The organism is Sphingobium sp. 22B (genome assembly GCF_001580035.1).
GTDB lineage: Bacteria > Pseudomonadota > Alphaproteobacteria > Sphingomonadales > Sphingomonadaceae > Sphingobium > Sphingobium fuliginis.
This window is the reverse complement of the sequence record NZ_LTAB01000032.1, coordinates 24,432-48,569: the sequence shown is the minus strand read 5'-3', so window position 1 is coordinate 48,569 and position 24,138 is coordinate 24,432. Positions and strand designations below refer to the sequence as shown.

The 24,138-nt window shown below is 63.4% G+C and carries 25 protein-coding genes; 9 read left to right on the top strand and 16 right to left on the bottom strand.

Going from position 1 to position 24,138, the window contains the following annotated elements; translation table 11 throughout:
- Nucleotides 1-98: 98 nt before the first annotated feature.
- From A0J57_RS21260 to A0J57_RS21240, 5 genes are read right to left on the bottom strand one after another with little or no spacing between them, the layout of a single operon-like run.
- Nucleotides 99-566: an SRPBCC domain-containing protein gene (locus tag A0J57_RS21260; RefSeq protein WP_044660048.1), complete on the bottom strand. Its 468-nt coding sequence runs from the start codon at nucleotides 564-566 to the stop codon at nucleotides 99-101.
- Nucleotides 563-1,054 (bottom strand): VOC family protein, encoded by a 492-nt coding sequence (locus tag A0J57_RS21255; RefSeq protein WP_025552101.1) that lies wholly within the window; start codon nucleotides 1,052-1,054, stop codon nucleotides 563-565. The genes A0J57_RS21260 and A0J57_RS21255 overlap by 4 nt, the downstream gene beginning before the upstream one ends.
- 11 nt (nucleotides 1,055-1,065) lie before the next feature.
- Nucleotides 1,066-1,869, bottom strand: a complete 804-nt coding sequence (locus tag A0J57_RS21250; RefSeq protein ID WP_061939475.1) for a VOC family protein — start codon at nucleotides 1,867-1,869, stop codon at nucleotides 1,066-1,068.
- 38 nt (nucleotides 1,870-1,907) lie between these two features.
- On the bottom strand, nucleotides 1,908-2,270 hold the full coding sequence (locus A0J57_RS21245) for a DUF1428 domain-containing protein (RefSeq protein ID WP_025552097.1): 363 nt from the start codon (nucleotides 2,268-2,270) through the stop codon (nucleotides 1,908-1,910).
- Between the two features lie 28 nt (nucleotides 2,271-2,298).
- On the bottom strand, nucleotides 2,299-2,739 hold the full coding sequence (locus tag A0J57_RS21240; RefSeq protein ID WP_025552095.1) for a VOC family protein: 441 nt from the start codon (nucleotides 2,737-2,739) through the stop codon (nucleotides 2,299-2,301).
- 125 nt (nucleotides 2,740-2,864) lie between these two features.
- Here A0J57_RS21240 and A0J57_RS21235 point away from each other — a divergent pair, with 125 nt between their 5' ends.
- Nucleotides 2,865-3,533, top strand: coding sequence for a helix-turn-helix domain-containing protein (locus A0J57_RS21235; RefSeq protein ID WP_061939474.1), 669 nt, complete (start codon nucleotides 2,865-2,867; stop codon nucleotides 3,531-3,533).
- A 49-nt stretch (nucleotides 3,534-3,582) separates the two neighbouring features.
- Here the strand turns inward: A0J57_RS21235 and A0J57_RS21230 are convergent, their stop codons facing one another.
- Entirely contained in the window at nucleotides 3,583-4,323 is a 741-nt protein-coding gene (locus A0J57_RS21230) for an SDR family oxidoreductase (RefSeq protein ID WP_061939472.1), read from the bottom strand.
- 99 nt (nucleotides 4,324-4,422) lie between these two features.
- On the opposite strand from A0J57_RS21230, the gene A0J57_RS21225 reads away from it, so the two are divergent.
- Entirely contained in the window at nucleotides 4,423-4,857 is a 435-nt protein-coding gene (locus A0J57_RS21225; protein ID WP_025552091.1) for a helix-turn-helix domain-containing protein, read from the top strand.
- Between the two features lie 4 nt (nucleotides 4,858-4,861).
- Here A0J57_RS21225 and A0J57_RS21220 read toward each other — a convergent pair whose 3' ends face one another.
- The 3 genes from A0J57_RS21220 to A0J57_RS21210 form a co-directional block, all read right to left on the bottom strand.
- A complete protein-coding gene (locus A0J57_RS21220) occupies nucleotides 4,862-5,701 on the bottom strand; it encodes a hypothetical protein (protein WP_061939470.1) in 840 nt (279 codons plus the stop codon).
- A 251-nt stretch (nucleotides 5,702-5,952) separates the two neighbouring features.
- Nucleotides 5,953-6,963: a nitronate monooxygenase family protein gene (locus A0J57_RS21215; RefSeq protein WP_061939468.1), complete on the bottom strand. Its 1,011-nt coding sequence runs from the start codon at nucleotides 6,961-6,963 to the stop codon at nucleotides 5,953-5,955.
- Between the two features lie 155 nt (nucleotides 6,964-7,118).
- Entirely contained in the window at nucleotides 7,119-8,384 is a 1,266-nt protein-coding gene (locus A0J57_RS21210) for an aspartate kinase (RefSeq protein ID WP_025551431.1), read from the bottom strand.
- Nucleotides 8,385-8,564: 180 nt separating this feature from the next.
- Between A0J57_RS21210 and A0J57_RS21205 the strand changes: the two genes are divergently transcribed.
- The 3 genes from A0J57_RS21205 to A0J57_RS21195 are packed head-to-tail and all read left to right on the top strand — an operon-like array spanning nucleotide 8,565 to nucleotide 10,161.
- Nucleotides 8,565-8,792 (top strand): hypothetical protein, encoded by a 228-nt coding sequence (locus tag A0J57_RS21205; RefSeq protein ID WP_048577366.1) that lies wholly within the window; start codon nucleotides 8,565-8,567, stop codon nucleotides 8,790-8,792.
- 32 nt (nucleotides 8,793-8,824) lie between these two features.
- Nucleotides 8,825-9,562, top strand: a complete 738-nt coding sequence (gene ubiG / locus A0J57_RS21200) for a bifunctional 2-polyprenyl-6-hydroxyphenol methylase/3-demethylubiquinol 3-O-methyltransferase UbiG (RefSeq protein WP_044660056.1) — start codon at nucleotides 8,825-8,827, stop codon at nucleotides 9,560-9,562.
- A gap of 5 nt (nucleotides 9,563-9,567) precedes the next feature.
- Nucleotides 9,568-10,161, top strand: coding sequence for a YdeI/OmpD-associated family protein (locus A0J57_RS21195; RefSeq protein ID WP_061939479.1), 594 nt, complete (start codon nucleotides 9,568-9,570; stop codon nucleotides 10,159-10,161).
- Between the two features lie 114 nt (nucleotides 10,162-10,275).
- Here the strand turns inward: A0J57_RS21195 and A0J57_RS21190 are convergent, their stop codons facing one another.
- Together A0J57_RS21190 and A0J57_RS21185 are read right to left on the bottom strand one after the other, a co-directional pair.
- Nucleotides 10,276-10,863 (bottom strand): hypothetical protein, encoded by a 588-nt coding sequence (locus A0J57_RS21190; protein ID WP_061939466.1) that lies wholly within the window; start codon nucleotides 10,861-10,863, stop codon nucleotides 10,276-10,278.
- Between the two features lie 325 nt (nucleotides 10,864-11,188).
- A complete protein-coding gene (locus tag A0J57_RS21185; protein WP_044660058.1) occupies nucleotides 11,189-12,004 on the bottom strand; it encodes a CoA ester lyase in 816 nt (271 codons plus the stop codon).
- An 80-nt stretch (nucleotides 12,005-12,084) separates the two neighbouring features.
- On the opposite strand from A0J57_RS21185, the gene A0J57_RS21180 reads away from it, so the two are divergent.
- Nucleotides 12,085-13,056 (top strand): SPFH domain-containing protein, encoded by a 972-nt coding sequence (locus A0J57_RS21180; protein WP_044660059.1) that lies wholly within the window; start codon nucleotides 12,085-12,087, stop codon nucleotides 13,054-13,056.
- Nucleotides 13,053-13,499: an NfeD family protein gene (locus A0J57_RS21175; protein ID WP_025551422.1), complete on the top strand. Its 447-nt coding sequence runs from the start codon at nucleotides 13,053-13,055 to the stop codon at nucleotides 13,497-13,499. Before A0J57_RS21180 ends, A0J57_RS21175 begins: the two co-directional genes overlap by 4 nt.
- A 378-nt stretch (nucleotides 13,500-13,877) precedes the next feature.
- Here the strand turns inward: A0J57_RS21175 and A0J57_RS21170 are convergent, their stop codons facing one another.
- The 5 genes from A0J57_RS21170 to A0J57_RS21150 form a co-directional block, all read right to left on the bottom strand.
- Nucleotides 13,878-14,639, bottom strand: a complete 762-nt coding sequence (locus A0J57_RS21170) for an SDR family NAD(P)-dependent oxidoreductase (RefSeq protein WP_061939464.1) — start codon at nucleotides 14,637-14,639, stop codon at nucleotides 13,878-13,880.
- Between the two features lie 14 nt (nucleotides 14,640-14,653).
- Nucleotides 14,654-15,838: an acetyl-CoA C-acyltransferase gene (locus tag A0J57_RS21165; RefSeq protein WP_061939463.1), complete on the bottom strand. Its 1,185-nt coding sequence runs from the start codon at nucleotides 15,836-15,838 to the stop codon at nucleotides 14,654-14,656.
- A 109-nt stretch (nucleotides 15,839-15,947) separates the two neighbouring features.
- The gene (locus A0J57_RS21160) at nucleotides 15,948-17,243 is read right to left on the bottom strand and encodes a pyruvate dehydrogenase complex dihydrolipoamide acetyltransferase (protein ID WP_061939461.1); all 1,296 of its coding nucleotides are present in this window, start codon (nucleotides 17,241-17,243) and stop codon (nucleotides 15,948-15,950) included.
- 1 nt (nucleotide 17,244) lies between these two features.
- Nucleotides 17,245-19,584 carry a transketolase gene (locus A0J57_RS21155; protein WP_061939459.1) on the bottom strand — a complete coding sequence of 780 codons (2,340 nt, stop codon included), beginning with the start codon at nucleotides 19,582-19,584 and terminating at the stop codon, nucleotides 17,245-17,247.
- A gap of 86 nt (nucleotides 19,585-19,670) precedes the next feature.
- The gene (locus A0J57_RS21150) at nucleotides 19,671-20,597 is read right to left on the bottom strand and encodes a 3-keto-5-aminohexanoate cleavage protein (RefSeq protein ID WP_037483882.1); all 927 of its coding nucleotides are present in this window, start codon (nucleotides 20,595-20,597) and stop codon (nucleotides 19,671-19,673) included.
- A gap of 392 nt (nucleotides 20,598-20,989) precedes the next feature.
- Here A0J57_RS21150 and A0J57_RS21145 point away from each other — a divergent pair, with 392 nt between their 5' ends.
- Together A0J57_RS21145 and A0J57_RS21140 are read left to right on the top strand one after the other, a co-directional pair.
- Nucleotides 20,990-21,583, top strand: a complete 594-nt coding sequence (locus A0J57_RS21145; protein WP_061939457.1) for a VOC family protein — start codon at nucleotides 20,990-20,992, stop codon at nucleotides 21,581-21,583.
- A gap of 260 nt (nucleotides 21,584-21,843) precedes the next feature.
- Nucleotides 21,844-24,129, top strand: a complete 2,286-nt coding sequence (locus A0J57_RS21140; protein WP_235600928.1) for a TonB-dependent receptor — start codon at nucleotides 21,844-21,846, stop codon at nucleotides 24,127-24,129.
- Nucleotides 24,130-24,138 lie beyond the last annotated feature (9 nt).

Below are 24,138 nucleotides of genomic sequence, written 5' to 3'. Positions count from 1 at the left end.
TTTCCGTGACCCGGAGCGCAGCCTACTCAAAGTAGGTGAGCACCGGAAGCACGGAAAAGCGTCATTTGCAGGCCGTCAGGGCTGAATGTCGATTGGCTCTAAGCCATGCCCGCCGAAGTCTCGCACAGAGCCTTGAACTGCTCGGCCATCTGGTCCCAGCCGGGGTGGAATCCCATCTCCTCATGCTTCGCCATCGCTCCGGCATCCCAATGCCGGGCCGTCGCGGTGAAGCGCGTCCCCTCCCCCTCCACGGCAAAGCTCCAGATCGCCGTCATGAAGGGCGTCTGCGGTATCCAGCCGGAGGCATAGGCGTCGGTCGTCACCACCTTCTCCTGCGGCACCACCTCCAGCACGATGCCTTCCATCGGCCCCGTGTCCTCGCCATTCGGGCCGAACATCCGCACCGCGCTCCGCCCGCCGGGCCGCAGATCCTCCTCGATCACCTCGGCGCGCCAGGGCTTCGGGCAGAACCATTGGTCCTTGAGGTCCGTCCATACCTTCCACACGATTTCGCGCGGGGCGGCGATGTGACAGGTCACCGATAGTTCGAATTCCGCCGCGCTCATGCCGGCCTCCCCTCGAACGCCGCCTTCATCCGGGCGGTATCCAGCTTCTGCATGGTCATCATCTCGTTCATCATCCGCTGGATGCCCGGCCGGTCGCCGGTCTTGTAAAGGTCCATGATCTCCTGCGTCACCAGCTGCCAGGACAGGCCATATTTGTCCTTCAGCCAGCCGCACGGGCCCGGCGAACCGCCATCCGCGGTCAGGGCATCGAAATAACGATCGATCTCCGCCTGATCCCGACAGGCGACGGACAGCGAGACCGCCTCCGTGAAAGGAAATTTCGGCCCGCCGTTCAGCGCCTGATAGCTTTCCCCGAACAGGGTGAATTCCACCAGCAGCACATCCCCGCCCTTGAACGGACTGGGGCTGGGATTATCGTCGGGATAGCGGCTGATGAAATCCACCGATCCCCCGAACAGGGATGTGTAGAAGCGCGCGGCCTCCTCCGCCTGCCCGTTATACCACAGGCAGGGTGAAATCTTCGACATGATTCCTCTCCTTATGCCGTGCCGGATCGCATGCCCACCAGCGCGAACATCGCATCCTGGGGGTCGGTCGCCTGGATGATCCAGGCCCCGCCCGGCACCTCCATCGGGCCGTTCAGCACGGTTCCGCCGCCGGCCTTCACCTTCTCCGTCGCGATGTCGATGTCCGGCACGACGAAGTAGAAGAGCCAGACCGGCACCGGCACCTCCGGGGGACGGGCCATGATGCCGCCCGTCATGCTCTGGAAATCAGTGCCGCCGGTCTGGGAGACGAGCTGATAGCTGCCCATTTCCCCCATATCCATGGCCTCGCCCTTCGCCCAGCCGAACTGCCCGGTGTAGAAGGCCAGGTCGGCGTCGAAAGCGCCGCTGTAAAGTTCATGCCAGCCGACATGACCGTTCGCCATCGGTGGCGCGGGCTCCATCCCGTCGGGACTGGACCCCTTGAGCAGCATGAACGCCGCCCCGCCCGGATCGCTCATCACCGCGAAGCGCCCGACGCCCGGAATGTCCTCCGGCGCGCGCTTCACGCTGCCGCCCGCCCCGGCCAGCCGCTTCGCATCCGCATCCACATCGGCCGAACCGACATAGCCGCCCCACCAGGGCGACATGCCGCGATCCTTCGCTTCAGCCGGAATGGACATGATCCCGCCCATCGGCCCGGCGCTGCCCGACACGACATGATAGGGATCATCGGTCCGCTCCCCGCCAAAGGGTTGCGCGGTCCAGCCGACGATGTCGCCATAGAAGGCGATCGCCGCCTGCGGATCGCTGGTCATCAGTTCATACCAGAAGAATTTGCCGTTCAGGTCGGTCATTTCCAGCCTCCCTCAAGCCCAGTTTTCGATCCCCGCCCTCAGGCCCTTGCGTCGAGCAGCACCTCGAACCCGCCATAGATCAGCCGCGCACCGGCGAAAGGCATGTCTTCCCCTTCCTTCGGCTCCATCCGCGGATCGTTCATGACCTTCTCCGCCCCTGCATCGCGAGTCGCCTTGTCGGGCCATTCGATCCAGGAAAAGACGACCTCCTCATCCTCCTCCGCGATCACGGCGGTGCGGAAATCGTTGACCTTGCCTAGCTTGACGTCGTTCGCCCAGCATTCCACGACCCGCAGCGCGCCATGTTCGATGAAGATCGGCGCGGCATAGGCCGCCACTTCCCTGTACCGCTCCTTGTTGCCCTTGGGCACGGGGATCACGAAACCGTCCATATAGCTCATCGTTTCTCTCCTTAAGGAAAGGCGGAGTTCAGGCAGCGGCTTCCTTGTTCACCGCCAGCGCCGCTTCCATATCCATCCACGCCACTTCCCAGATATGGCCGTCCAGGTCGGCAAAGCTGCGGCCGTACATGAAGCCATGGTCCTGCCGGGGATTGGGCTCCGCACCGCCCGCCGCCAACGCCTTCTCCGTCGTCCGGTCGACATCGGCGCGGCTCGCCTCGCTAAGGGCAAGCAGCACCTGCGCCGTTTCATGCGCGTCCGGAATGCGACGCGGCGTGAAGCCGGCAAACCGCTCCCGCGTCAGCAGCATCACGTGGATATTGTCGGAAAAGCTCAGCATCTGCGCGCTGTCGTCCGCAAAATCATTGTTCCGGACCGCGCCCACCGCCTCGTAAAAGGCGATCGAGGCAGCCAGATCCTTCACCGGCAGGTTGACGAAAATCATTTTCGGAGCGGGGGCGTTCGGCATCACACATCTCCTTGGGATCATCCTGGCCTGTGGCCTTTTCCCGACTCACCGGCTTGAACTTTATGCACTGGTAGATTATATTATACAATCTATAAGTTAGGAAAAATAACTAAGGATTTCCTCTCGTGAAAAAGCGGGCCTATCAGGATGGTTGTGCAACGGCCCATGCGCTGGACCTGATCGGGGATCGCTGGGCCATGCTGATCATGCGGGAATTGATGCTCGGCCCCAAGCGTTTCACCGATTTGCGCGCCAGCCTGCCCGGAATCAGCGCCAATGTGCTGACGCAAAGGCTGGAGGAGCTGGAAGCGGCCAGCATCCTCATCCGCCGCCGCCTGCCCCCGCCCGCCGCCAGCCAGATTTATGAGCTGACGGAATGGGGCCGCGAGTCGGAGATATTGTTCCAGGTGCTGGGACGCTGGGCATCCCGCTCTCCCACGATGCAGCCCGGCATGCCGATGAGCAATGCGTCGGTGATCCTGTCGATGCGCACGATGATCGACCGCGACCGCATAGGCGATCTGGACGCCACCATCGGCCTGCGCTTCGGGGAGGAGGAGTTCCGCCTGACCCTGAAGGATGGCGATTTCACCGCCGTGCGCGGCGAAGCGGGCGGTGCGGACGCGATCTTCTGCGGCGACCAGAATGGGCTGGCCGCCGTGATCTATGGCGGCCTGACGTTCGAGGACGTGGCCGACTCGCTTCAGGTGGAGGGGGACATGGCCCTTGCGGCACGCTTCGTCCGCCTCTTCCCCTTGCCGCCCAAGGCGCCTTCGACCACGCCAGCTTCATGAGGCCAGATGAATCCTCCCCATGCCGGGCATGGGGAGGATTCATCTCCGCTCAATGCCCGGCGTTCAAAATCCCGAACACCTGCTCAAACTCCCCGCACCGCTCCGCTTCGCGCAGGAACTTCACCCGTTCGACGCAGATTTCCTCCAGCGGCGGCTGCTGCGCCAGCAGCCCCATGACTTCCGCTATGAATTCGTCCAGCGGCATCATCTGCGGATTTTCCGCATGGCCGGGCATCAGGTCGGTCTGCACTCCCGGCGGCGCCAGTTCGATCACCTCGACATTGCTGCCCCTGAGCTGATGCCGCATCGACTGCGACCAGCTATGGAGCGCCGCCTTGGTTGCGCTGTAGGTGGGAGTGGCCGCCAGCGGGACGAAGGCCAGACCCGACGTCACCGTCATCAGCGTCGCCGCCTCCAGCCCCAGCAGATGCGGCAGCAACGCATGGGTCAGGCGGATCGGCCCCAACAGGTTCGTGGCGACGGTGGCCTCCGCTATGGCAAGGTCGATCCGCTCCTCCACAACCATGATCCCGGCATTATGGATCACGACATTGAGCGCGGGGAAGTCCGCGACCAGCTTTCCGGCGAAGGCCGCGATCGCCGCCGCGTCCTCCATGTCGATGGTCAGGGCTGCCATGCCCGGATGCTCCGCCGCCACGGCGTCCAGCGCCGCCTGCCGCCGCCCGGCGATGATGACCTGATTGCCGGCCGCATGGAATTCATGCGCCAGCGCCGCGCCGATGCCGGAACCGCCGCCGGTGATGAGGATGGTGTTGCCGCTCTTACGCATGGTCTTCTCCTTTTGCGATGGTGTGACCGGCAATCTAGAGCTACACTCTCTTTTTGAAAGAAGGCACCGAAAAGTGCCATACGCACCAAGAAGTGAGAAATGGAAAATCCGTTGCAAAAACGTTTTGCCCCGGCTGAAATCGCCGAAGCGGAAGCCTTTATCGACACCAATCCCGAAGCGCCGCTAGACCCTCGGATCGAACGACTCGTCAACGATCTGATCGGCCGGGTCGCGGATAAATGGACGCTGCTGGTCCTCGAACTGCTGGAGGAAAGGGGCACGCTCCGCTTCACCCGCATTGCCGAACAGGTGGAAGGCATCAGCCAAAAGATGCTGACCCAGACATTGCGTCAGATGGAGCGCGACGGCCTCGTCATCCGCACCGTCCATCCCGTGGTGCCGCCGCGCGTCGAATATGCGCTGACGCCGCTCGGCAACAGCCTCAGCGCCGCCTTTTGCGGCGTCTGGGTCTGGGCGGAGCGCAATCTGGAAGCGGTGGAGGAAGCCCGACGCCGTTTCGACACGCGCGACTGAGGGATTATTGCGCGGGAATGAAGGTTTCCCGCATGGGCGTCAGCGGGAATGTCGGCACCTCTACCCGTACCGGAGCGCCGGGCACCAGAGCCGATGGCGGCGTCCCCGGCGCACCGGGCGCAAAACCGGCCGCGATCTCCCTGGGCGGGGTCGGCGGGGGCGGTAGCGGCGTTGGCGACACCACCACACTCACCGTCCCGCCGAAGCGCGACTGCCATTCGGCCAACCGCCGCAGATAATCGGCATAGGCGGCGTAAAATTCCTGGAACGGCTTTTCCAATTGGGTGAGCGCTTCGGGCGCATAGGCCAGCAGCTGGTTCGACGGCATGGCCAGTATCTTCGCCCCCACCTCTATGGCCACGGGGCAGAAGCTCTTCGTCACCGGCGGCAGCGCAAAGAAATTATAGACGACGGTGTTGAGCAGTTCCCGCGCCTTCAGCCCGCCCTGACCGTAAGCGACATAATAATTGCGGTCGACCGCCGCGTTCGCTTCGCGCAGGGCCGCCTCATGCACATGCAATATCCGGTTATACTGGATGCGCGCCGGCTCGTTCACGCCATGACAGGAAAGCGCCGCGACGTTCAGCGCCATGCGCACGTGCCACAGCGCCGTATTGGCCGTCACGCCGCGATTGGGCGTCAGATATTTGCCGTCCTCGCCCACTTCCGGAATGCCCATTTCCTCGACCGCCCCCATCGGCGGCAGGGGCTTTATCGTCGGCACCACCGGGGGTGGCGGCGTGGGCGGCGCCTTCTTCTCGGGCGTGGAACAGCCTGCGATCAGCGCGAGCGCGGTGACAGATGCAAACTCACAGAAACGGCGAACGACGGTACGCGGCGGCACCCTGGCATCCCTTTGATCATTATCCGGACGTCACAACTCATCGCAGAGCGAAGCGTTCCTGACGACCAAAGCGGGCTCGGCTCGTCCGGGGAGGGATTCGGTTCGTCCGATTTGCCCCCGACGCGCACCTGCGAAGGGAATGCGGTATGCCCCGGGCCGCTGCGTCAAAATCGGACGCTGGTCGCGCGCTCCAAGTTTTTGTTGCGTATCCTTTGAAGCAGAAAACCGGTCCCGCTTTTCTGCACGATATCCTAGATGCGCCGTTCCAGCGCCGCCGCCGCTTCGTCCATCAATTGCGCGATGATGTCGGCCACCGGCTCCTCCTTCGACACCATGCCCACCGACTGCCCGGCCATCAGCGAACCGCCCTCGACATCGCCGTCGATCACGGCGCGGCGAAGCGCACCCGCCCAATAATGTTCGATCTGGAGCTGCGCCTCGCCCATGTCGACCACGCCGCTGTCGAGCAGATTGGCGACCTCCCGCTGCTTGGCCGTAAAGGCCTCGGTTCCCGCATTTTTCAGCGCCCGCACGGGGATGACCGGCAGGCGTGGGTCGATCTGCACGCTGGCGATCGCATCGCGGGCCGATGCACGGAAAAAGGCCTTCTTGAAGTTCGGATGGGCGATGCTCTCGACCGCGCAGGCAAAGCGGGTGCCCAGCTGCACGCCCGCCGCACCCATTTCCAGATAGCCGGCGATCAGTTCACCACGCCCGATGCCGCCGGCGACGAAGACGGGAAGCTGCGACGCCATTTCCGGCAGGATTTCCTGCGCCAGCACGCTGGTCGACACCGGGCCGATATGTCCGCCCGCCTCCATGCCCTCGATCACCAGCGCATCCACCCCGGAACGCGCCAGCTTCTTGGCCAGCGCCAGCGCGGGAGCGAAGCAGATCAGCTTCGCGCCCTTCTCCTTGATCGCCTCGATACTGCCCTTGGGCGGCAGGCCGCCGGCGAGGACGACATGTCCGACCTCATGTTTCGCGCAAACCTCGATCAGCTCGAAAAGCTGCGGGTGCATGGTGATGAGGTTGACGCCGAAGGGCTTGCCCGTCAGCGCCTTGGTCGCCGCGATCTCCCTGTCGAGCAGCTCGGGAGTCATGGCCCCGCAGGCGATCACGCCGAAGCCGCCCGCATTGGAGATGGCCGCAACCAGATTGCGCTCCGACACCCAGCTCATCGCCCCGCACAGGATCGCGACCTCGCAACCCAGAAATTCAGTGCCGCGGGCCATCAGGGAAGCGAGTTTGGCGTTGGTCATGTTCAAGCCCTTAGAATCATAAAGCCCCTCCCCTTCAGGGGAGGGGTTGGGGTGGGGGTTCTCCCCACGCGCTATTTTGTGGGGCAGTCCCCCACCTCCGGCCCTTCAAACGAGTCACGTGCCTCGTTTGAACCTGAAGGGCAGGGAAGGAAAGGTCAAGCGACCGGCGCGTCCAGGCCATAGGCCGTGTGCAGCACACGCACCGCCAGTTCGGTCTCATCCTCGTCGATCAGCACCGAAACCTTGATCTCGCTGGTCGAGATGGCGAGGATATTGATGCCGCGATCGGCCAGCGACTTGAACATGGTGCTGGCGACGCCCGCATGGCTCTTCATGCCGACGCCGACGACCGACACCTTCGCCACCTTCGTATCCGGGATCACCCGGTTGAAGCCGATCACGTCCTTCTGGCTTTCCAGCACGTCCAGCGCCCGTGCAAGATCCGCGCCCGGCACGGTGAAGGTCACGTCCGTCTCGCCCTTGTCGCGGCCGACATTCTGGATGATCATGTCCACGTTGATCGCGGCATCGGCCAGCGGCCCGAAGATGTGCGCCACCGCGCCCGGACGGTCCGGCACGCGGGTCAGGGTGATCTTCGCCTCATTCTTGTCATGGGCGATGCCGGTGATGAGCTGACGTTCCATCTTGTCTTCCTTGAGCTTGGCTTCCAGTTCCTCTTCGCTGACGATCAGCGTGCCGGGGAGGTCGTCCTGGGTGGGATCATCGAAGGAGGAAAGCACCTGCACGACCACGCCTTCCTTCATGGCGAGGCCGACCGAGCGGGTCTGGAGCACCTTGGCGCCGACCGAGGCCAGTTCCAGCATTTCCTCATAGGTAACGAGGTCGAGCTTGCGCGCCCGCGCCACGATGCGCGGATCGGTGGTATAGACGCCGTCGACGTCGGTATAGATGTCGCAGCGGTCCGCCTTCACCGCCGCCGCGACGGCAACGGCCGAGGTATCCGACCCGCCGCGGCCGAGGGTGGAGATGCGGCCATCCTCCATCATGCCCTGAAAGCCGGGGATGACCGCCACCGTGCCCGACCGCATCGACGCCAGCAGGTCGATCGTGTCGATGTCCCCGATGCGCGCCTTGGCATGGGCTTCATTGGTGCGGATCGGAAGCTGCCAGCCGAGCCAGCTCCGCGCATCCACGCCCATCGCCTTCAGCGTCATGGCGAGCAGGCCGCTCGTCACCTGTTCGCCGGAAGCAACGACGACATCATATTCCGCCGGATCGTAGAGCGGCGAGGCTTCCTTGCAGAAACCCACCAGCCGGTCGGTCTCCCCCGCCATGGCGGATACGACGACGGCAACCTCATGCCCCTGTTCGACGACATGTTTGACCCGTGCGGCCACGTTGCGAATTCGCTCCATCCCCGCCATGGAGGTGCCGCCGAATTTCATCACGATGCGCGCCATTTGCCTGTCGAACCCGCCTGCTGAAAAGAAATAAAATGCCCCGGAGGGGCGCGAAAACGGCGCTCCTATTAGCAGCAGCGGCGAATATGGCAAGCAAAGCGACAGAGTCGCGGGAGCAGCGGAAGGAACCGACCCGCCTGCCGGTCATTGCCCGTCCGGGGACCAGGAACGGAGGATGCGATGGAAAGCAGCTTATGGGCGATGGTGACGATCGGCGGGCCGATCCTGCTCGGGATCGTGCTGATCTTCGTGATGCTCAGCAACCGCAGGCACCGGACGCCGGAAGAGATGCGCCGCACCGAGGATGCGACGCGGGACCTCTACCGTCGCCTCGACCAGGAGGACAAGGCGCGCGAATCCGGATCGGCGGCGCCGGGCAATGCAAGACAGGCCGAAAAACAGCCATAGCCTGCACCCCCGGACACTGGTAGCAGGAGGCCATGGAGAATATTGCGTCCAGCACCATCGACCCGCGCGAAGCCGCCCATTTCGGCACCATGGCCGCCGACTGGTGGAATCCCCATGGCAGCAGCGCCATGCTGCACAAGCTCAATCCGGTCCGGCTGCGCTATATTCGCGATGCCGTCGACCGGCATTGGCCGGGGCGGAGCCATGATTTCCGCCCGCTGGCGGGCCGCCGCGCCCTGGACGTCGGCTGCGGCGCCGGCCTGCTGGCCGAACCGCTGGCGCGCCTGGGCGCTAGCCTGACCGCGCTGGACGCGGCGGAGGAGAATATCGCCGTGGCGCGCAACCATGCCGCGGGGCAAGGCCTCGCCATCGACTATCGCGCCACGCCGGTGGAACGACTGGAGGAAACAGGTTTCGACCTCGTCACCTGCATGGAGGTGATCGAACATGTGGCGGACCCGGCAGCCTTCGTCGCCGCGCTGGCGGAAAAGATGGCCCCGGACGGCCTGCTGATCCTTTCGACGCCCAACCGCACCCCCCTCTCCCGCCTTGCCATGATCACCATCGGGGAAAGCATCGGCGGCATCCCCAAGGGCACGCATGACTGGCACAAATTCCTCAATCCCGAGGAACTTGCGAAGCTGCTGGAGAATGCGGGACTGGAGGTGATCGACAGCAGCGGGCTCAGCTTCTCACCGGCCAGGGGCTTCATCCTTTCGCCCAACAAGGCGATCAACTATCTGCTGACCGCCCGGCACCGGCAGGGCTGATGGCGATGGCGGTCGATCCCCGCATCGACGCCTACATCGCCCGGCAGGCCGATTTCGCACAGCCGATCCTCCGCCATTTGCGCGGTCTGATCCACGCGGCATCGCCGGACATTGCGGAAACCGTCAAATGGGGCATGCCCTTCTTCACCTATCGGGACAAAAACCTCTGCAACATGGCCGGCTTCCAGGGGCATGTCGCCTTCGGCTTCTGGCATGACAAGGTTGCGCCGGACGGCAGCCGTGGCGAAGCCATGGGCCAGTTCGGCCGGATTCGAAGCCTGCACGATCTGCCGGACGATGCCACGATCGCAGCTCTTTTGAGGAAAGCCATGGCGTTGATAGAGGCCGGCGACGAGCCACGCAGCGGCGTGAAGACGCCTCGCGCACCGCTTCCCCTGCATCCCGCTTTCTCAGCGGCCCTCGACGCCGATCCTGCTGCCGCGGCAACATGGGCAGGCTTCCCGCCCGGCAAGGTGCGCGACTATTGCGAGTGGATCAACGATGCGCGAACGGATGCCACCCGCGACAGGCGCATCGCACAGGCGGTCGAATGGATCGCGGCGGGCAAGGGCCGCAACTGGAGATATGAAAAACGCTGAGAAGCGGTGGGCCGGGGATGGAGACCGGAGGAACGCAGCGGGGACTGAAAAAGCGTTCCGGGGCTCGCATTTCCCCGTGCCGCGCTCCCCAAAGGCGCGGCACCCATGACACCCTCAACTCACCGGCTTCGCCACAGCCACCATCGTCGGCTGGGCATCCGACACGGCATCCTTCGGCGCCACATCGGCAGCCGGAGTCTTGAGGCTCGCAGCAGCCGATTGTAGCGCAATGGCCGCCGCCTCCAGCGCTGCGGCCGCCGATTGCGGCGTGACGGCGGGCGGTGCCGCTTCCGCCACGGCAACCGGCGTCGCGGGTTCCGCTACCGGCGGCGTCGCGGCCAAAGGCGCCGCAGCAGCCGTCTTCAGTTCACAGACATCGCCCACGCCAGCCGGCTTTTCCGAAAAATTCCGCGCCAACACAGGCAGTTCGTCCTGACCGGCGTTGGTGGCCAACGTCATCAGCGTGTCGGCCATTTGACAGAAACCCGCCGATTGCACGCCATCCGTATGACTGTTGGCCATTTTCGTGATGAAGTCGTCATAGGCACGTTGCCCGTCGGCAATGCCGTTTTCACGCATGAAACGCAGTTTCAATGCATTATTATATTTGTCCGCATTTCCCATCCTCTCATAGAATTTATCGTATTTCGCGGTGATTTCGCTATTGGTCGATCGGCATTTCAGCGATCCCAGCATCAACATGATCTGAAGATCTCTGACACGCGCCGCCTCTATTTCATAAGGCTGCCAGCACTGTACCTCCCCCGCGGACGCAGCGCCGCCGAAAAAGAGCGCAACGATACAACTGGCGGCACTCGCCGCCATCCTCAACCTGGACATGATGGACCTCGCAGAATCTCCGACCCCGCAAATCAAACATTAACATTTTGCCATAAAAATGCCATTAATTTTTATTTGACAGTGACATTTATGACGCATCCGGAAACATCGCGGATTCACGCCCTTTCCCTGATTTTATGACCGTTGCACCTGGTTATCCATGCGGATATTTCAGTTCCGGCATCGGCTATGCCGTCACGGCGTCGGCCCGCGCGATCAGCGCCCTCGCCTCCTCGACGTGCATGCTTTCGATCATTCGCCCCTCGAACCGCTCGGCCCCGCCCGTCGCCGCCTCGACCAGCCGTCGTGCATCGGCGACGGCCTGGGGGTCGGGACCGAACACCTGATTGGCGACCGGCACCTGGCTCGGATGGATCAGCGTCTTGCCGTCGAAGCCCAGCGCATGTCCCGCCGCGCACTCGCTTTCGAAACCCGCTTCATCGTCCAGCCGGTTGAAGACGCCATCGAACACGGCGATCCCCGCCGCTCGCGCCGCAAGGATGACGGATTGCAGGGACAGGGCCAGCCCTTCCCGCCCGGCCGACGGCGGTATCCCCAAATCCTGCCGCAGATCGTTATTCCCCATGAACAGCCCCGCGCAGCCCTCCGCCGCCGCGATCGCCTGCGCCGCCAGCACGCCCGTCGCGCTCTCGATCATCGCGATCACCGGCTTGTGGCAGACGCTGAACACATCCTTCACCTGACGGGGATTTTCCACCTTGGGCAGCACCACATAATCCGCGGCCGATGCCTTGAGCGCGACCATCTCCCGCCCATGAGAGGGCGCGCCCTCGACATTGATGCGCACTGCCGAGAGACGACTGCCAAATCCCTCCGCAACCGCTTCGACCGCATTGGCCAGCGCTTCTTCCTTGCGGCCGTCGGGCACCGCATCCTCCAGATCCAGTATCACCATGTCGCAGGACAGCGTCCGCGCCTTGGCAATGGCGCGCGGGTTGGACGCGGGAAGGAACAGCAGCGATCGGGCGTGGCGCAACAACATGATGGAACTCCTATCACTTTGCCTTTTCCCATTCATGATTTCGCGTCATAGTCCAAGCGGATTTCGGGGGAGAGGCAGAGATGCTGACGACATTCGCGCTGACGGTGACATTATTGGTGCTGTTCTACCTGGCGGTGAGCGTCAAGGTCGTGCGCCAGGGCTATCAATATACCATCGAACGCTTCGGCCGCTTCACCGAAGTCGCGCGCCCCGGCCTGAATTTCTACCCTGCCTTCTTCTACGCCGTCGGGCGGAAGATCAACATGATGGAACAGGTGGTCGACATTCCGGGGCAGGAGATCATCACCAAGGACAACGCCATGGTCTCGGTCGACGGCGTCGTGTTCTTCCAGGTGCTGGACGCGGCCAAGGCGGCCTATGAAGTGTCGGAACTCTATGTCGCGATCATGCAGCTCGCGACCACCAACCTGCGCACGGTCATGGGGTCGATGGACCTGGACGAAACCCTGTCCAAGCGCGACGAGATCAACGCCCGCCTGCTCTCGGTGGTCGACCATGCCACCAATGCATGGGGCATCAAGATCACCCGCGTGGAACTCAAGGACATCCGCCCGCCCGCCGACATCGTCAACGCCATGGGCCGCCAGATGAAGGCCGAACGCGAGAAGCGCGCCCTGATCCTCGAATCGGAGGGGCTGCGCGCATCGGAAATCCTGAAGGCCGAAGGGCAGAAGCAAAGCCAGATCCTGGAAGCGGAGGGCCGCCGCGAAGCCGCCTTCCGCGACGCCGAAGCCCGCGAGCGCGAGGCGGAGGCCGAAGCCAAGGCAACGCAGATGGTTTCCGAAGCGATCGCCAGCGGCAACGCGCAGGCGATCAACTATTTCGTCGCCCAGAAATATGTCGAGGCGGTGAGCCAGTTCGCCACCTCCCCCAACGCCAAGACGATCCTTTTTCCGGTGGAGGCGACTCAGCTGATCGGCACATTGGGCGGCATCGGCGCGCTGGCCAGGGAGGCTCTGGGAGACGCCGCGCCTCCACCGCCGCCCCCTGCCCCGTCGCGGCGCGGGCCGTTCGGACAGGGGCAGGCATGACCGACTGGCTCGCCATGCTGGACGACCATTGGGGCTGGCTGGTCTTCGCCGCGCTGCTCGCCATGGGTGAAGTGGTGATACCGGGCGTATTCCTGATCTGGGTCGCGCTGGCCGCCGCGCTGACCGGTCTGGTCGCTCTCGCGTTTCCGGTCTCCATCCCCCTTCAGTTGCTGCTTTTCGCGGGCCTTTGCCTGCTGTCGGTCTGGGGCGGGCGACGCTGGTACACCGCCAATCCGGTGGACTCGCAAGACCCGCTCCTCAACGACCGCACCGCCCGGCTGGTGGGAGAGGTCGTCACCGTCGTCGAACCCATCGACAATGGCCGGGGCCGGGTGAAGGTGGGCGACAGCGTCTGGTCGTGCAGAGGCCCCGACTCGCCAGTCGGTGCAAGAATGAGAGTGACGGGCGCGGAAGCTGCGGTGCTGACCGTGGAACCGGCTTGATGGCGATGACCCAAGTTGCGGATCGCATCGAGGATGTTCTGAAGGCGAACCATCCCGGCGGTTGAGATCACCGATGACAAGCTTGGTCGCCGCGCGGGAAACAGATGTTCAGCCACGAAGCCCCAAGATGAAGCGCTTCTCTCTTCCCAAAACCCGACCTCTGAAAAGCCATGGCTCCACGCCGTTCAGGCGGATCTCCGACAGAGGACGACAATATCGACAGCAAGCGAATGCTGATCCGGGTCGAACAGGGCAAGGGCGGCATGGACCGCAAGGCCATGCTCTCGCCGCAGTCGCCCGAACCGCTTCGGCATTTGGCGCCGTTGCGGAAAAGCGCTCGATCATTTCTGCCTTGACATTCGGGCCGCCGCTGCGCGCTTATTTGGGGGCCATCCTGATCGCTCCGTCCAGGCGAATGACCTCTCCGTTCAACATCGGGTTGGTTATGATGCTTTCGACCAATTGCGCATATTCGCCGGGCTGCCCCAACCGGCTGGGGAACGGCACCTGCTTTCCGAGGGAGTCCTGGGCCTCCTGGGGCAGCCCAGCAAGCAGCGGCGTCCAGAAGATGCCCGGTGCGATCGCCATGACCCTTATGCCATAACGCGCAAGCTCTCGCGCTATCGGCAGTGTCATTCCAACGATTCCACTCTTCGACGCGGCATAGCCGGCTTGACCGATCTGCCCATCATAGGCGGCAACCGACGCCGTGTTGACGATGACACCGCGCTCCTCGCCAACAGGTTCGGCGGTGTGAAGCCGCGCGGCGAAGGCGGAGAGCACATTGAACGAACCTATGAGATTGATCGTCACGATCCTGGAGAAGTCGGCAAGCGGCATCGGACTGCCGTCGCGATCTATCACCTTGCGCGGCGTGGCGATGCCGGCGCAATTGACAAGGATGCGAGCGACGCCGTGCCGCGCCTCAGCTTCCGTGATCGCCGCGTGAACGGCGACTTCGTCCGTCACATCCACAGCCAGGAAATGTCCTCCCAACTCCTCAGCCTGTGCGGAGCCGAGCTTCGAATTGAGGTCGAAGATCGTGACCCTGGCTCCTAAGCGGGCAAGGCGCAGTGCCGTGCCAGCCCCGAGCCCCGATGCGCCTCCCGTGACGATTGCCGCAACGCCATCGATGTTCATCGCTTGTCTCTCCCTCAAATCAGTTCAATTGCCATTGCGGTCGCTTCGCCGCCGCCGATGCACAGGGCCGCAACGCCGCGCCGACCGCCACGGCGTTGAAGCGCCGCAAGCAAGGTCGCCAGAATGCGCGCGCCCGACGCGCCGATCGGATGGCCCAGCGCTGTCGCTCCGCCATTTACATTGAGGCGGTCATCGGGGATTGCCAAATCGCGCGCCGCGATCATCGCTACCGCGGCAAAGGCTTCGTTCACCTCGAACAGGTCGACATCCTCAACCGACCAGCCTGTTCTGCCGAGCAACGTCCGGATGGCGTGAACGGGAGCGGTGGTGAAGAGCGCGGGAGCATGCGCATGCGCCGCGGACCCGCTCAAGCGCGCTATTACCGGCATTTTGAGCCGCTCGGCAACGCTCCGCCGAGTCAATATAATGGCCGCCGCGCCATCGGAGATCGATGCCGAACTCGCCGCAGTGATCGTGCCGTTTGACGCGAATGCAGGCTTTAACGTCGGTATTTTCTCCGGCCGCGCCCTCCCCGGCTGCTCGTCCGTTGCGATGAATTGCGAGCCTGACCGCGTCCTTACAGGCACCGGCACGATTTCTTCGGCGAAGGCGCCCGTTTCGATTGCCGCCCGCGCGCGCTCCAGCGACCGAAGCGCATAGGCATCCTGCATCTCGCGCGTGAACCGATAGGCATCCGCCGTATCCTGCGCGAACGCGCCCATCGGCTTGCCCACGCTATAGGCATCCTCGAGACCGTCCATCATCATTGTGTCGATGACGCGGTCATGTCCGATCCGAGCGCCAGAGCGATGTTTGGGAAGGGCGTAGGGCGCATTGGTCATGCTTTCCATGCCTCCGGCGACGATGACGTCGGCGGCGGCCGCTCGCAGCGCTTCGGCCGCCATGATGATTGCCTGCATGCCAGAGCCGCACATTTTGTTCACTGTCGTGGCCTGAACGCTCTCCGGAAGCCCGGCGCCAAGAGCGGCCTGTCGGGCCGGCGCCTGGCCCAGCGCCGCCGGCAGCACGCATCCCATGTAGATGCGGTCGATTGCTTCGCCCGGCACCTTGGCCCGTTCGACTGCCGCGCGGACGGCGATAGCGCCAAGCTCCGTTGCGGTTACCGATGAAAACGCGCCTTGAAAGCCGCCCATCGGAGTGCGGGCATAACTGGCAATCACGATAGGGTCGGTCTGCATAAATTTCCTTCAGCTTCAGGCGGAAACGTCCGCTCCTGCTCCACGGATCTGGACAGCGCCTTCCTCGAATGATTTGAGGAAGAACAAGCGCCCCCGGCACTTGTCATGATCAACTGCACAGCAGGATCGGCGTTTCGACAAGGCCGCGGAATGACTGCATGAACCGGGCCGCCAGGGCGCCGTCGATTGCGCGATGATCGAAGCTCGCCGTCGTCGCCATGATCGTCGCGAGCCCCACGGCACCATCGACCTTCCACGGCTGCTCAACCCCTGCGGCCGTCCCCAGAATGAGAGCCTGGGGCGGATTGATCACCGGAAACATCTCATCGATCCCGAACATGCCGAGATTGGAGATCGAGCAGGTGCCGCCCTGATATTCCTCGGGCAGCAGCTTGCCATCGCGCGCCTTCGCGGCGAGCGCCTTCGTCTGCGTCGCTATGGCGGAAAGCGACAGCGCCTCAGCGCCCTTGATCACCGGAGTGATGAGGCCGCCGTCGATCGCCACCGCCATCGATATGTCGACGCGCCCGAAGCGATGCAGCTCCTCGCCGCCGAACTGGACGTTCGCGTCCGGCACTTCGACGAGCGCGAGCGCCAGGGCCTTGATCAGCATGTCGTTGACGCTGAGCTTGATGCTGCGCGGCGCGAGAGAGGCGTTCAGTTCTCTGCGCAGCTTCAACAGCGGATCGAGGTTGCAGCGTGCCGTCAGGTAGAAGTGCGGCACCGTCTGCTTGGATTCGGTGAGGCGCCGCGCGATGGTCTTTCGCATCGAGCTGAGCTTGACCGTCTCGACAGGAACGCCGGAAGGCGGTGGGGCGATGGTCGCGACAGGGAACGGCACGGCGTCGATCGACCGTGCGACCGGGTCGTGGCGCGGGGTGACCAATGGCCCGATGCCAAGATCGGCGCGAACGATGCGGCCGTTGGGGCCGGTACCGGCGATGCCGCCAAGGTCAATGCCTTTCGCCTCCGCAATGCGCAATGCAAGCGGGCTAACCTTCACCCGCTCGGCGGGCGACACACGGGCGCGCGGCGCCGGCACCTCTGGCGCGGGCTTTGGCCGGACCGACTCTGGAGCGGATGGAGCGGGCGCTTGCGCGGCCTCGACAGGTCGGACGATCATCGGCTCCGCGCCCGCCAGCACCGGCCTGGGCGCGGTCTCGCCATTCTCCGCCATGACGGCAATGACCGTGCCGACCGCGACGTCTGCCGTTCCTTCGGGAACCACGAGGTTCGTTATCCTCCCCTCGTCCACGGCTTCGAATTCCATCGTGGCCTTGTCGGTCTCGATCTCGGCGAGGAGATCGCCGGCCTTCACCAGATCGCCCTCGGCGACCAGCCATTTTGCCAGCGTGCCCTTTTCCATCGTCGGCGACAGCGCCGGCATCTTCAGTTCGATGGCCATGTCAGTTTCCCAGGAACAGTTCGGCGGCGGCTTCGATGATGGCGTCGCTGTCCAGCCGATAGGCGTGATAGAGATCGGGCAGGTCCCCGGTCTGGCCGAAACGGTCGGTCCCGAGCGGGCTCACCCGCATGCCCTTGACGCCGCCGAGCCAGGACAGCGCGGCGGGCGAGCCGTCGAGCACCGTCACCAGGCCCGCGCCCGGTGCCAGCGCGGATAGCAACGTCTCAGCATGGCAGGGCGCGGCCGTTTCATCGGTCCAGCGCGCGGCGCGACGGGCCGACCAGCCGCGATGGAGCAGGTCAGGTGAGGTGACATTGAGCAGGCCGAGGCCAGGAATGTCGTCGACAAGCTTTTCCCACGCCGCCAACGCTTCGGGCGCGACGACGCCGGTGAAGGCAATCGCGGCTTCAGCCCCTTCGGAAGGACGACGCAGCCAGTATCCGCCCTTCAACAGGTCGGCTTGCCAACTGGCATCATCGCGTGCGACCTGCGGGATCGATCGGGTCGTCAGGCGCAGATAGACGGAGCTGCCGTCGGGCTGCTGCATATGGTCGAAGGCATAAGCCATCATCACGGCCAGCTCGTCGGCATAGGCCGGCTCGAAATAGGTGAGATTGGGCTGACCCATGCCGATCAGCGGGGTGTTGATCGACTGGTGCGCGCCGCCTTCCGCTGCCAGCGTGATTCCCGACGGCGTGCCCACCAGGAGGAAGCGGGAGTCCGAATAGCAGCCATAGTTCAGCGCATCGAGACCGCGCGCGATGAACGGGTCGTAGACGGTGCCGACCGGCAGCAGCCGTGTACCGAAATGTGGTGCGGCAAGGCCCAGCGAGGCCAGCATGAGGAAGAAGTTGTTCTCTGCAATGCCCAGCTCGATATGCTGACCCGCCGCATGCTGCGCCCATTTCTGTGCCGAGGGAATCTTCGCCTTGTGGAACACGTCGGCCAGCTCCTGCCGGCGAAACAGGCCGCGCTGGTTGACGAAGGCGCCGAGATTGGTGGTCTGGGTGACGTCAGGCGCGGTGGTGACAATGCGATCGGCCAGCTCCTCGCCCGATTTGGCGAGGTCGAGGAGGATGCGTCCGAAAGCGGCCTGGGTGGATTGTTCGGCGCCCTCGGGCGCGCGGATCGCCGGAACGGCGACTGCGGGCGCCAGCGGTTCCGTCTTGACCTTCGCGATCGGGCTGTCGGCGATGAAAGCCTTCAGCTCTGTTGCGGCATTGTCGCCAAGGCCGCCCCAGGGTTCCCACTCCTCGCCTTCCCTGATGCCCAGGCCGGTGCGGAACTGCTCCATCTGGGCCGGGTTCATCATGCCCGAGTGATTGTCCTTGTGGCCCGCGAGCGGCAACCCGTGGCCCTTGACCGTATAGGCGATGAACAGGGTCGGCCGGTCGTCCTGCGCGCTGTCGAACGCGTTGACCAGCGTTTCGATGCAATGGCCGCCCAGATTGGTCATGAGCCGCGCCAGAGCCTCGTCGTCATAGCTGTCGAGCAGCTTCCGGGCGTTCGGTTTCTGGCCGATGTCGGCCATCAGCCTTTCGCGCCAGGCAGCGCCGCCCTGATAGGTGAGCGCCGCGAACTCGGCATTGGGGCAGCTGTCGATCCATTCTTCAAGCGCCTTGCCGCCGGGGCGCGCAAAGGCCGCGAGCTGCATCTTGCCATATTTGAGGGTGACAACGCGCCAGCCACATGTCTCGAAGATATCGTCGAAGCGCCGGAACATGCGATCCGCCGTGGTCGCATCCAGCGACTGGCGATTATAGTCGACGATCCACCAGCAGTTGCGCAGATCGTGCTTGTAACCCTCGATCAGGCATTCGTAGATATTGCCCTCGTCGAGTTCCGCATCGCCCATCAGCGCGATCATGCGGCCCGCATCCTCCTCCCGCACTTGGCCGTGCGCGATAAGATAGTCCTGGACGAGTGAAGAGAAAGCCGTGACCGCGACGCCCAGACCGACCGAGCCCGTGGAGAAGTCGACGGGGATAGTGTCCTTGGTACGGGAAGGATAGCTTTGCACACCCCCCAGACCGCGGAATTTCTGCATGCGATCGAGGGTCTGGTTGCCGAGCAGGTAATGGATGGCATGCAGCACCGGCCCCGCATGCGGCTTGACCGCCACTTTGTCCTGCGGACGAAGGGCATGGAAGTAGAGCGCCGCCATGATCGCGGTCATCGACGAACAACTGGCCTGATGGCCGCCGACCTTCAGGCCATCACGTTTCGGCCGAAGATGATTGGCGTTGTGAATCATCCAGGAGGAAAGCCATAATAATCGCGCATCGAGATGCTCGAGCGCGTTGACGATGTCGCGTCGCGACTGGCTGCTCGCGGCTTCCATGCACTTGATCCTTCGAATTCGATCGGCGGTCGATAAATTGAGGAGGGCCGCTGCGGGTGTCACACCCTCCGCGGCTTCTTGCGCGATCAGATGAGCGTCCGGTCGGCGCCCTTCAGGCCCAGCATTTCGCGCGCTTCGGCGGGTGTCGCGGGCTCATGGCCGAGTTCGGCCAGGATGCGCTTGATCTTCTCGACCTGCTGGGCGTTCGATGCGGCGAGTTCGCCACGTCCGATATAAAGACTGTCCTCAAGCCCGACGCGAACATGCCCGCCCAGCAGCGCCGCCTGGGTTATGAACGGCATCTGGTGGCGGCCCGCCGCCAGCACCGACCATTTATAGCTCTCCTTGCCGAAAAGCCGGTCCGCGGTTTCCTTCATGAACACGAGGTTTTCGAGGTGCGCGCCCACTCCACCCAGAATCCCGAAGACCATCTGGACGAAGAATGGCGGCTTGATCAGGCCACGATCGATGAAATGCGCCAGCGTGTAGAGATGCGAAAGGTCATAGCATTCATGTTCATATTTGGTGCCCATGCCGCCCAGCGTCTCGAACATATAGGCGATGTCACGGAAGCTGTTGCGGAAGACATAATCGTCCGAATTGGCAATATAGTCCTTTTCCCACGGATATTTCCATTCCGTGATCTTGCCCGCCACGGGAAATAGCGCGAAGTTCATGCTCCCCATGTTGAGCGAGCATATCTCGGGCTGGAACCGGAGCGCGGCCGCGATGCGCTCCTGGACGGGCATGGTCAGACTGCCGCCAGTGGTAAGGTTGATGACCGCGTCGGTGCGCTGCTTGATCACCGGCAGGAAACGCGCGAACACCTCCGGATCGCCGGTCGGGTGGCCATCCTCGGGCCGACGTGCGTGCAGGTGGATGATCGCGGCCCCTGCTTCGGCGGCGGCAATCGACTCCTCAGCGATCTGTTCGGGGGTAATCGGCAGCGCATCGGACATGGTCGGCGTATGGATGCCTCCCGTGATTGCGCATGAAATGATGACTTTGGCCATGAAGCTCTCCATTAATAGGCCACCGCGCAAACCTCTCGGATCGCTTGGATTATTGCCTCGCCTAGCGGACGGCATGAGCCTCCCAATAGGCGCGCCCCCATGGCATGGGCAGATGGCGCATCCCGCCCTGAGATGCGTGGCAGGCATCGCTCAGGTCCTTCGATTGCGCTTGCTGCGGATGTGCGGATGACAGGCAGCCGATAGGTGCCAGCTATCGCCGGCAAGTTTCTGCCATATCGGTTTTATAGCTTTGGGCGACTAAACTCCCGCGATGCGGAGCGCGCAATCCTGCGGGTTTGTTCGGCGAAGGACGGCACCCGAAGGAAACAAGGCGCGCAAATGATGGGCGGGGTGGCCGTCCCGACGGGAAAAGAGAGACTAAGGAGAAGACAATGCAGATGCTTGATGAACGCCGATCCGAGATCGCGGCGAAAATTGTTCCGCCTTCGAAACTCGCTCATTTTGTTCTCCGCACGTCCCGCTTCGCGGAGATGGTGGATTGGTACAAGCTCGTGATGCATGCGACGGCCGCCTACGAAAATCCGGGCTTGTCTTTCCTGTCCTACGATGAAGAGCATCATCGCATCGCGATCGTGGCCGTTCCCGATCTGCTCGACCAGGACAGTTCCGATGTCGGCCTGCATCATATCGCCTTCACCTATGACTCGCTTCACGACCTGCTGGAAAATTATCAGCGCCTGAAAGATCTTGGGATCGCGCCTGCATGGGCGATCAATCATGGCCCCACCACCTCGCTCTATTATCGCGACCCGGACGGCAATCATCTCGAATTCCAGGTCGAGAATTTCGAGACTGTCGAAGAATCGACGAAGTTCTTCTTTACGGAAGAGTTCAACGTCAATCCCATCGGCGTCGAGTTCGACCCGGACATGTTGCGTCAGCGGATGCTTGCGGGTGAGGACGAGGCGGAACTCAAACGGCGTCCTGCAAGCGGACCGGTGGGACTGGACGCAGTCAAGATTTGACGAGGCCGGGATTCCATCGGGAACCGCGTGCCGGGCCTGAACAGGGTCGAGGGATTCCGTCGGCCCAGGGCTGCTCGTAACTTGCGGCTGGCGCACGCGCGGCGCCGGCTGCTTCATCCGCTTCATCGAACCGACGGCCCTGATGCCCGCTGCCTATCATGGGACAGAAACCGCCATCGTTTCCTTGAATAGCTAATCTTCAATAATACAACAAAGCCGGTGAATGTCGGCAGATCATAGATAAATGTCGGGAGGAAAAGATGCGTGTATGGCTGGTGACGACCGTTGCGTCCGTTTGTTTGATGCCGGGGATCGCCCTCTCGCAAGGCGCGCCGGCGGAGTCGGCCGTGCAGGAACCCGCATCGGCGGAGAAAACCACCGCCAATGGAACGGGTCTGGAAGAAATCATCGTAACCGCCCAGCGCCGGGTCGAAAGCTCGCAGCGCGCGGCGGTTGCGATAAATGTCGTCGACGGCGCCGCGCTGCTGAAGGCCGGCGTGACGCAGGCGGATCGGCTCAACGAACAGGTTCCTGCGCTCTCCATCCAGCCGACGAGCACCGGCAATCTGATTTTCATCCGGGGCGTCGGCAATTTCACGCTTACCCAGAACAGCGATCCGGCCTCTGCGTTCAACTATGACGGCGTTTATGTGGGCCGCCCGACCGGCACGGTCGGCGTTTTCTACGATCTCGAACGGGTCGAGGTGTTGAAAGGTCCGCAAGGAACGCTGTACGGCCGCAACGCGACGGGCGGCGCGATCAACGTCATCCCCGTGCAGCCGAAGCCTGGCGATTTTTCCGGCCATGGCTCCCTGAGCTATGGCAATTACGATGCCCTCATCGCGGAAGCAGCGGTCAACATACCCATGGGCGATGACGGGGCGCTCCGCATATCGGGCATGCGCTCGAAGCGGGATGGCTATAATCGCGATGGAACATCTGACGAGGATATCGCCGCATTGCGCGTGCAGTTGAAGGCACGCCTGACGCCCAACCTGACCGTTCGCCTCGCCGCCGACCATGCGGATCTGGGCGGCGTGGGTACGAGCGTCGGTTATGACGGGCACTATGTCTATAATCCTCTGGCCGGCCGATACGCCTTTGCGCCGGCGAGCGTGCCTGCCTCCGATGGCGTGCTCACGCCTTTGGCGCAGGCCTATCGCGTCACCGTCAACGCCGGCCCGGCAGGCCGCAAGCTGGACCCGCTGGCCATCGCGCCCTATCAGAACAATCGGTTTTACGGCGCCAACGGGCTGATCGAGTGGACGACGCCCATCGGCACGCTCTCGGTCATTCCCGCATGGCGCTACAACAAGCTCGACTATCTGGCGACCAGCGGCGCCTTCGGGGCGCTCCAGCGCGAGACCGATGAGCAATACAGCCTTGAGGCACGTTTCGCCGGCAACCGCGTCGGCAGCATCGACTATACGATAGGCGCGCTTTACTATCATGAGGACATCTCTGCCGATGTCGCGCTGAGCACCTCGGCTTCGGCAGCATTCTCCAACGCGCGCTACGTCACGGAATCGATCGCGCCCTTCGGCCGGCTGACACTCCATCTGAACGACCGCGTCAGACTTGTCGGCGGTATCCGCTATACCGAGGATCGCAAGCGGTTCGCCGGCACGAGCATCTCAGGCGCGATCGTCTGCCAGCTACGGGTCGCGGGCGTGCCCACCTGTCCCAACGCTCCGCTGTTTCCCGTTGTGGAGACGCCGGCGCAGTTTCCCTTCGCCTTCCCCGCGGCGGGATCACCGCCGGTGCCGCTCCGCGTTGGCGGCGTGCCGACAGGGGCCCTCCTCATCCGCGGCGACCGAAGCGACGATCAGCGCCTGACCAACCGCCGCGTGACATATCGCGGCGCGGTCGAGTTCGATCTGGCCCCGCAATCGATGCTCTATGCGAGCGTGGAAACCGGCTATCGGTCGGGCGGCTTTTCAGCCGCCACCGGTTTCGAGACATATGATCCCGAATTTATCACGGCCTATACGGTCGGATCGAAGAACCGGTTTTTCGACAACCGGGTGCAGCTCAACATCGAGGGTTTCTGGTGGGAATATAAGGACCAGCAGGTGTCGTCCGTCCGTCCCGACCTTGCCGGACGCATCACCAATATCACCCAGAATATCGGGCAGTCGCGCATTCGGGGTATCGAGGTGGAGGCGCGGGTGTTGGCCACTCCGACGACTTTGATCAGTGGCGACGTCCAGTATCTCGACAGCCGCAACAAGTCGTTCACCTACGTGAACCAGAATAGCGGCGTGCCGCCATTGACCGGCTGCATCGCCACTCTGGATACCGCGGCGAACCGTTATAATGTGGATTGCGCGGGCAAGCCGGGCTTCAACTCGCCGAAATGGACGCTGAACATCGCTGCCCAACAGACAATTCATGTCGGCGGTTTCGACCTCGTCGCCAGTGCCGATACGCAGTATCGCAGTTCCCGGTATCTGGGTTTCCTCTATCTCCCCGAACAGCGCGCTTCGGGCGTCTGGCGCAGCAATGCGCAGTATTCCGATCCGATTGCATCGGCTCGACTGCTCTAAGTTTTTGTT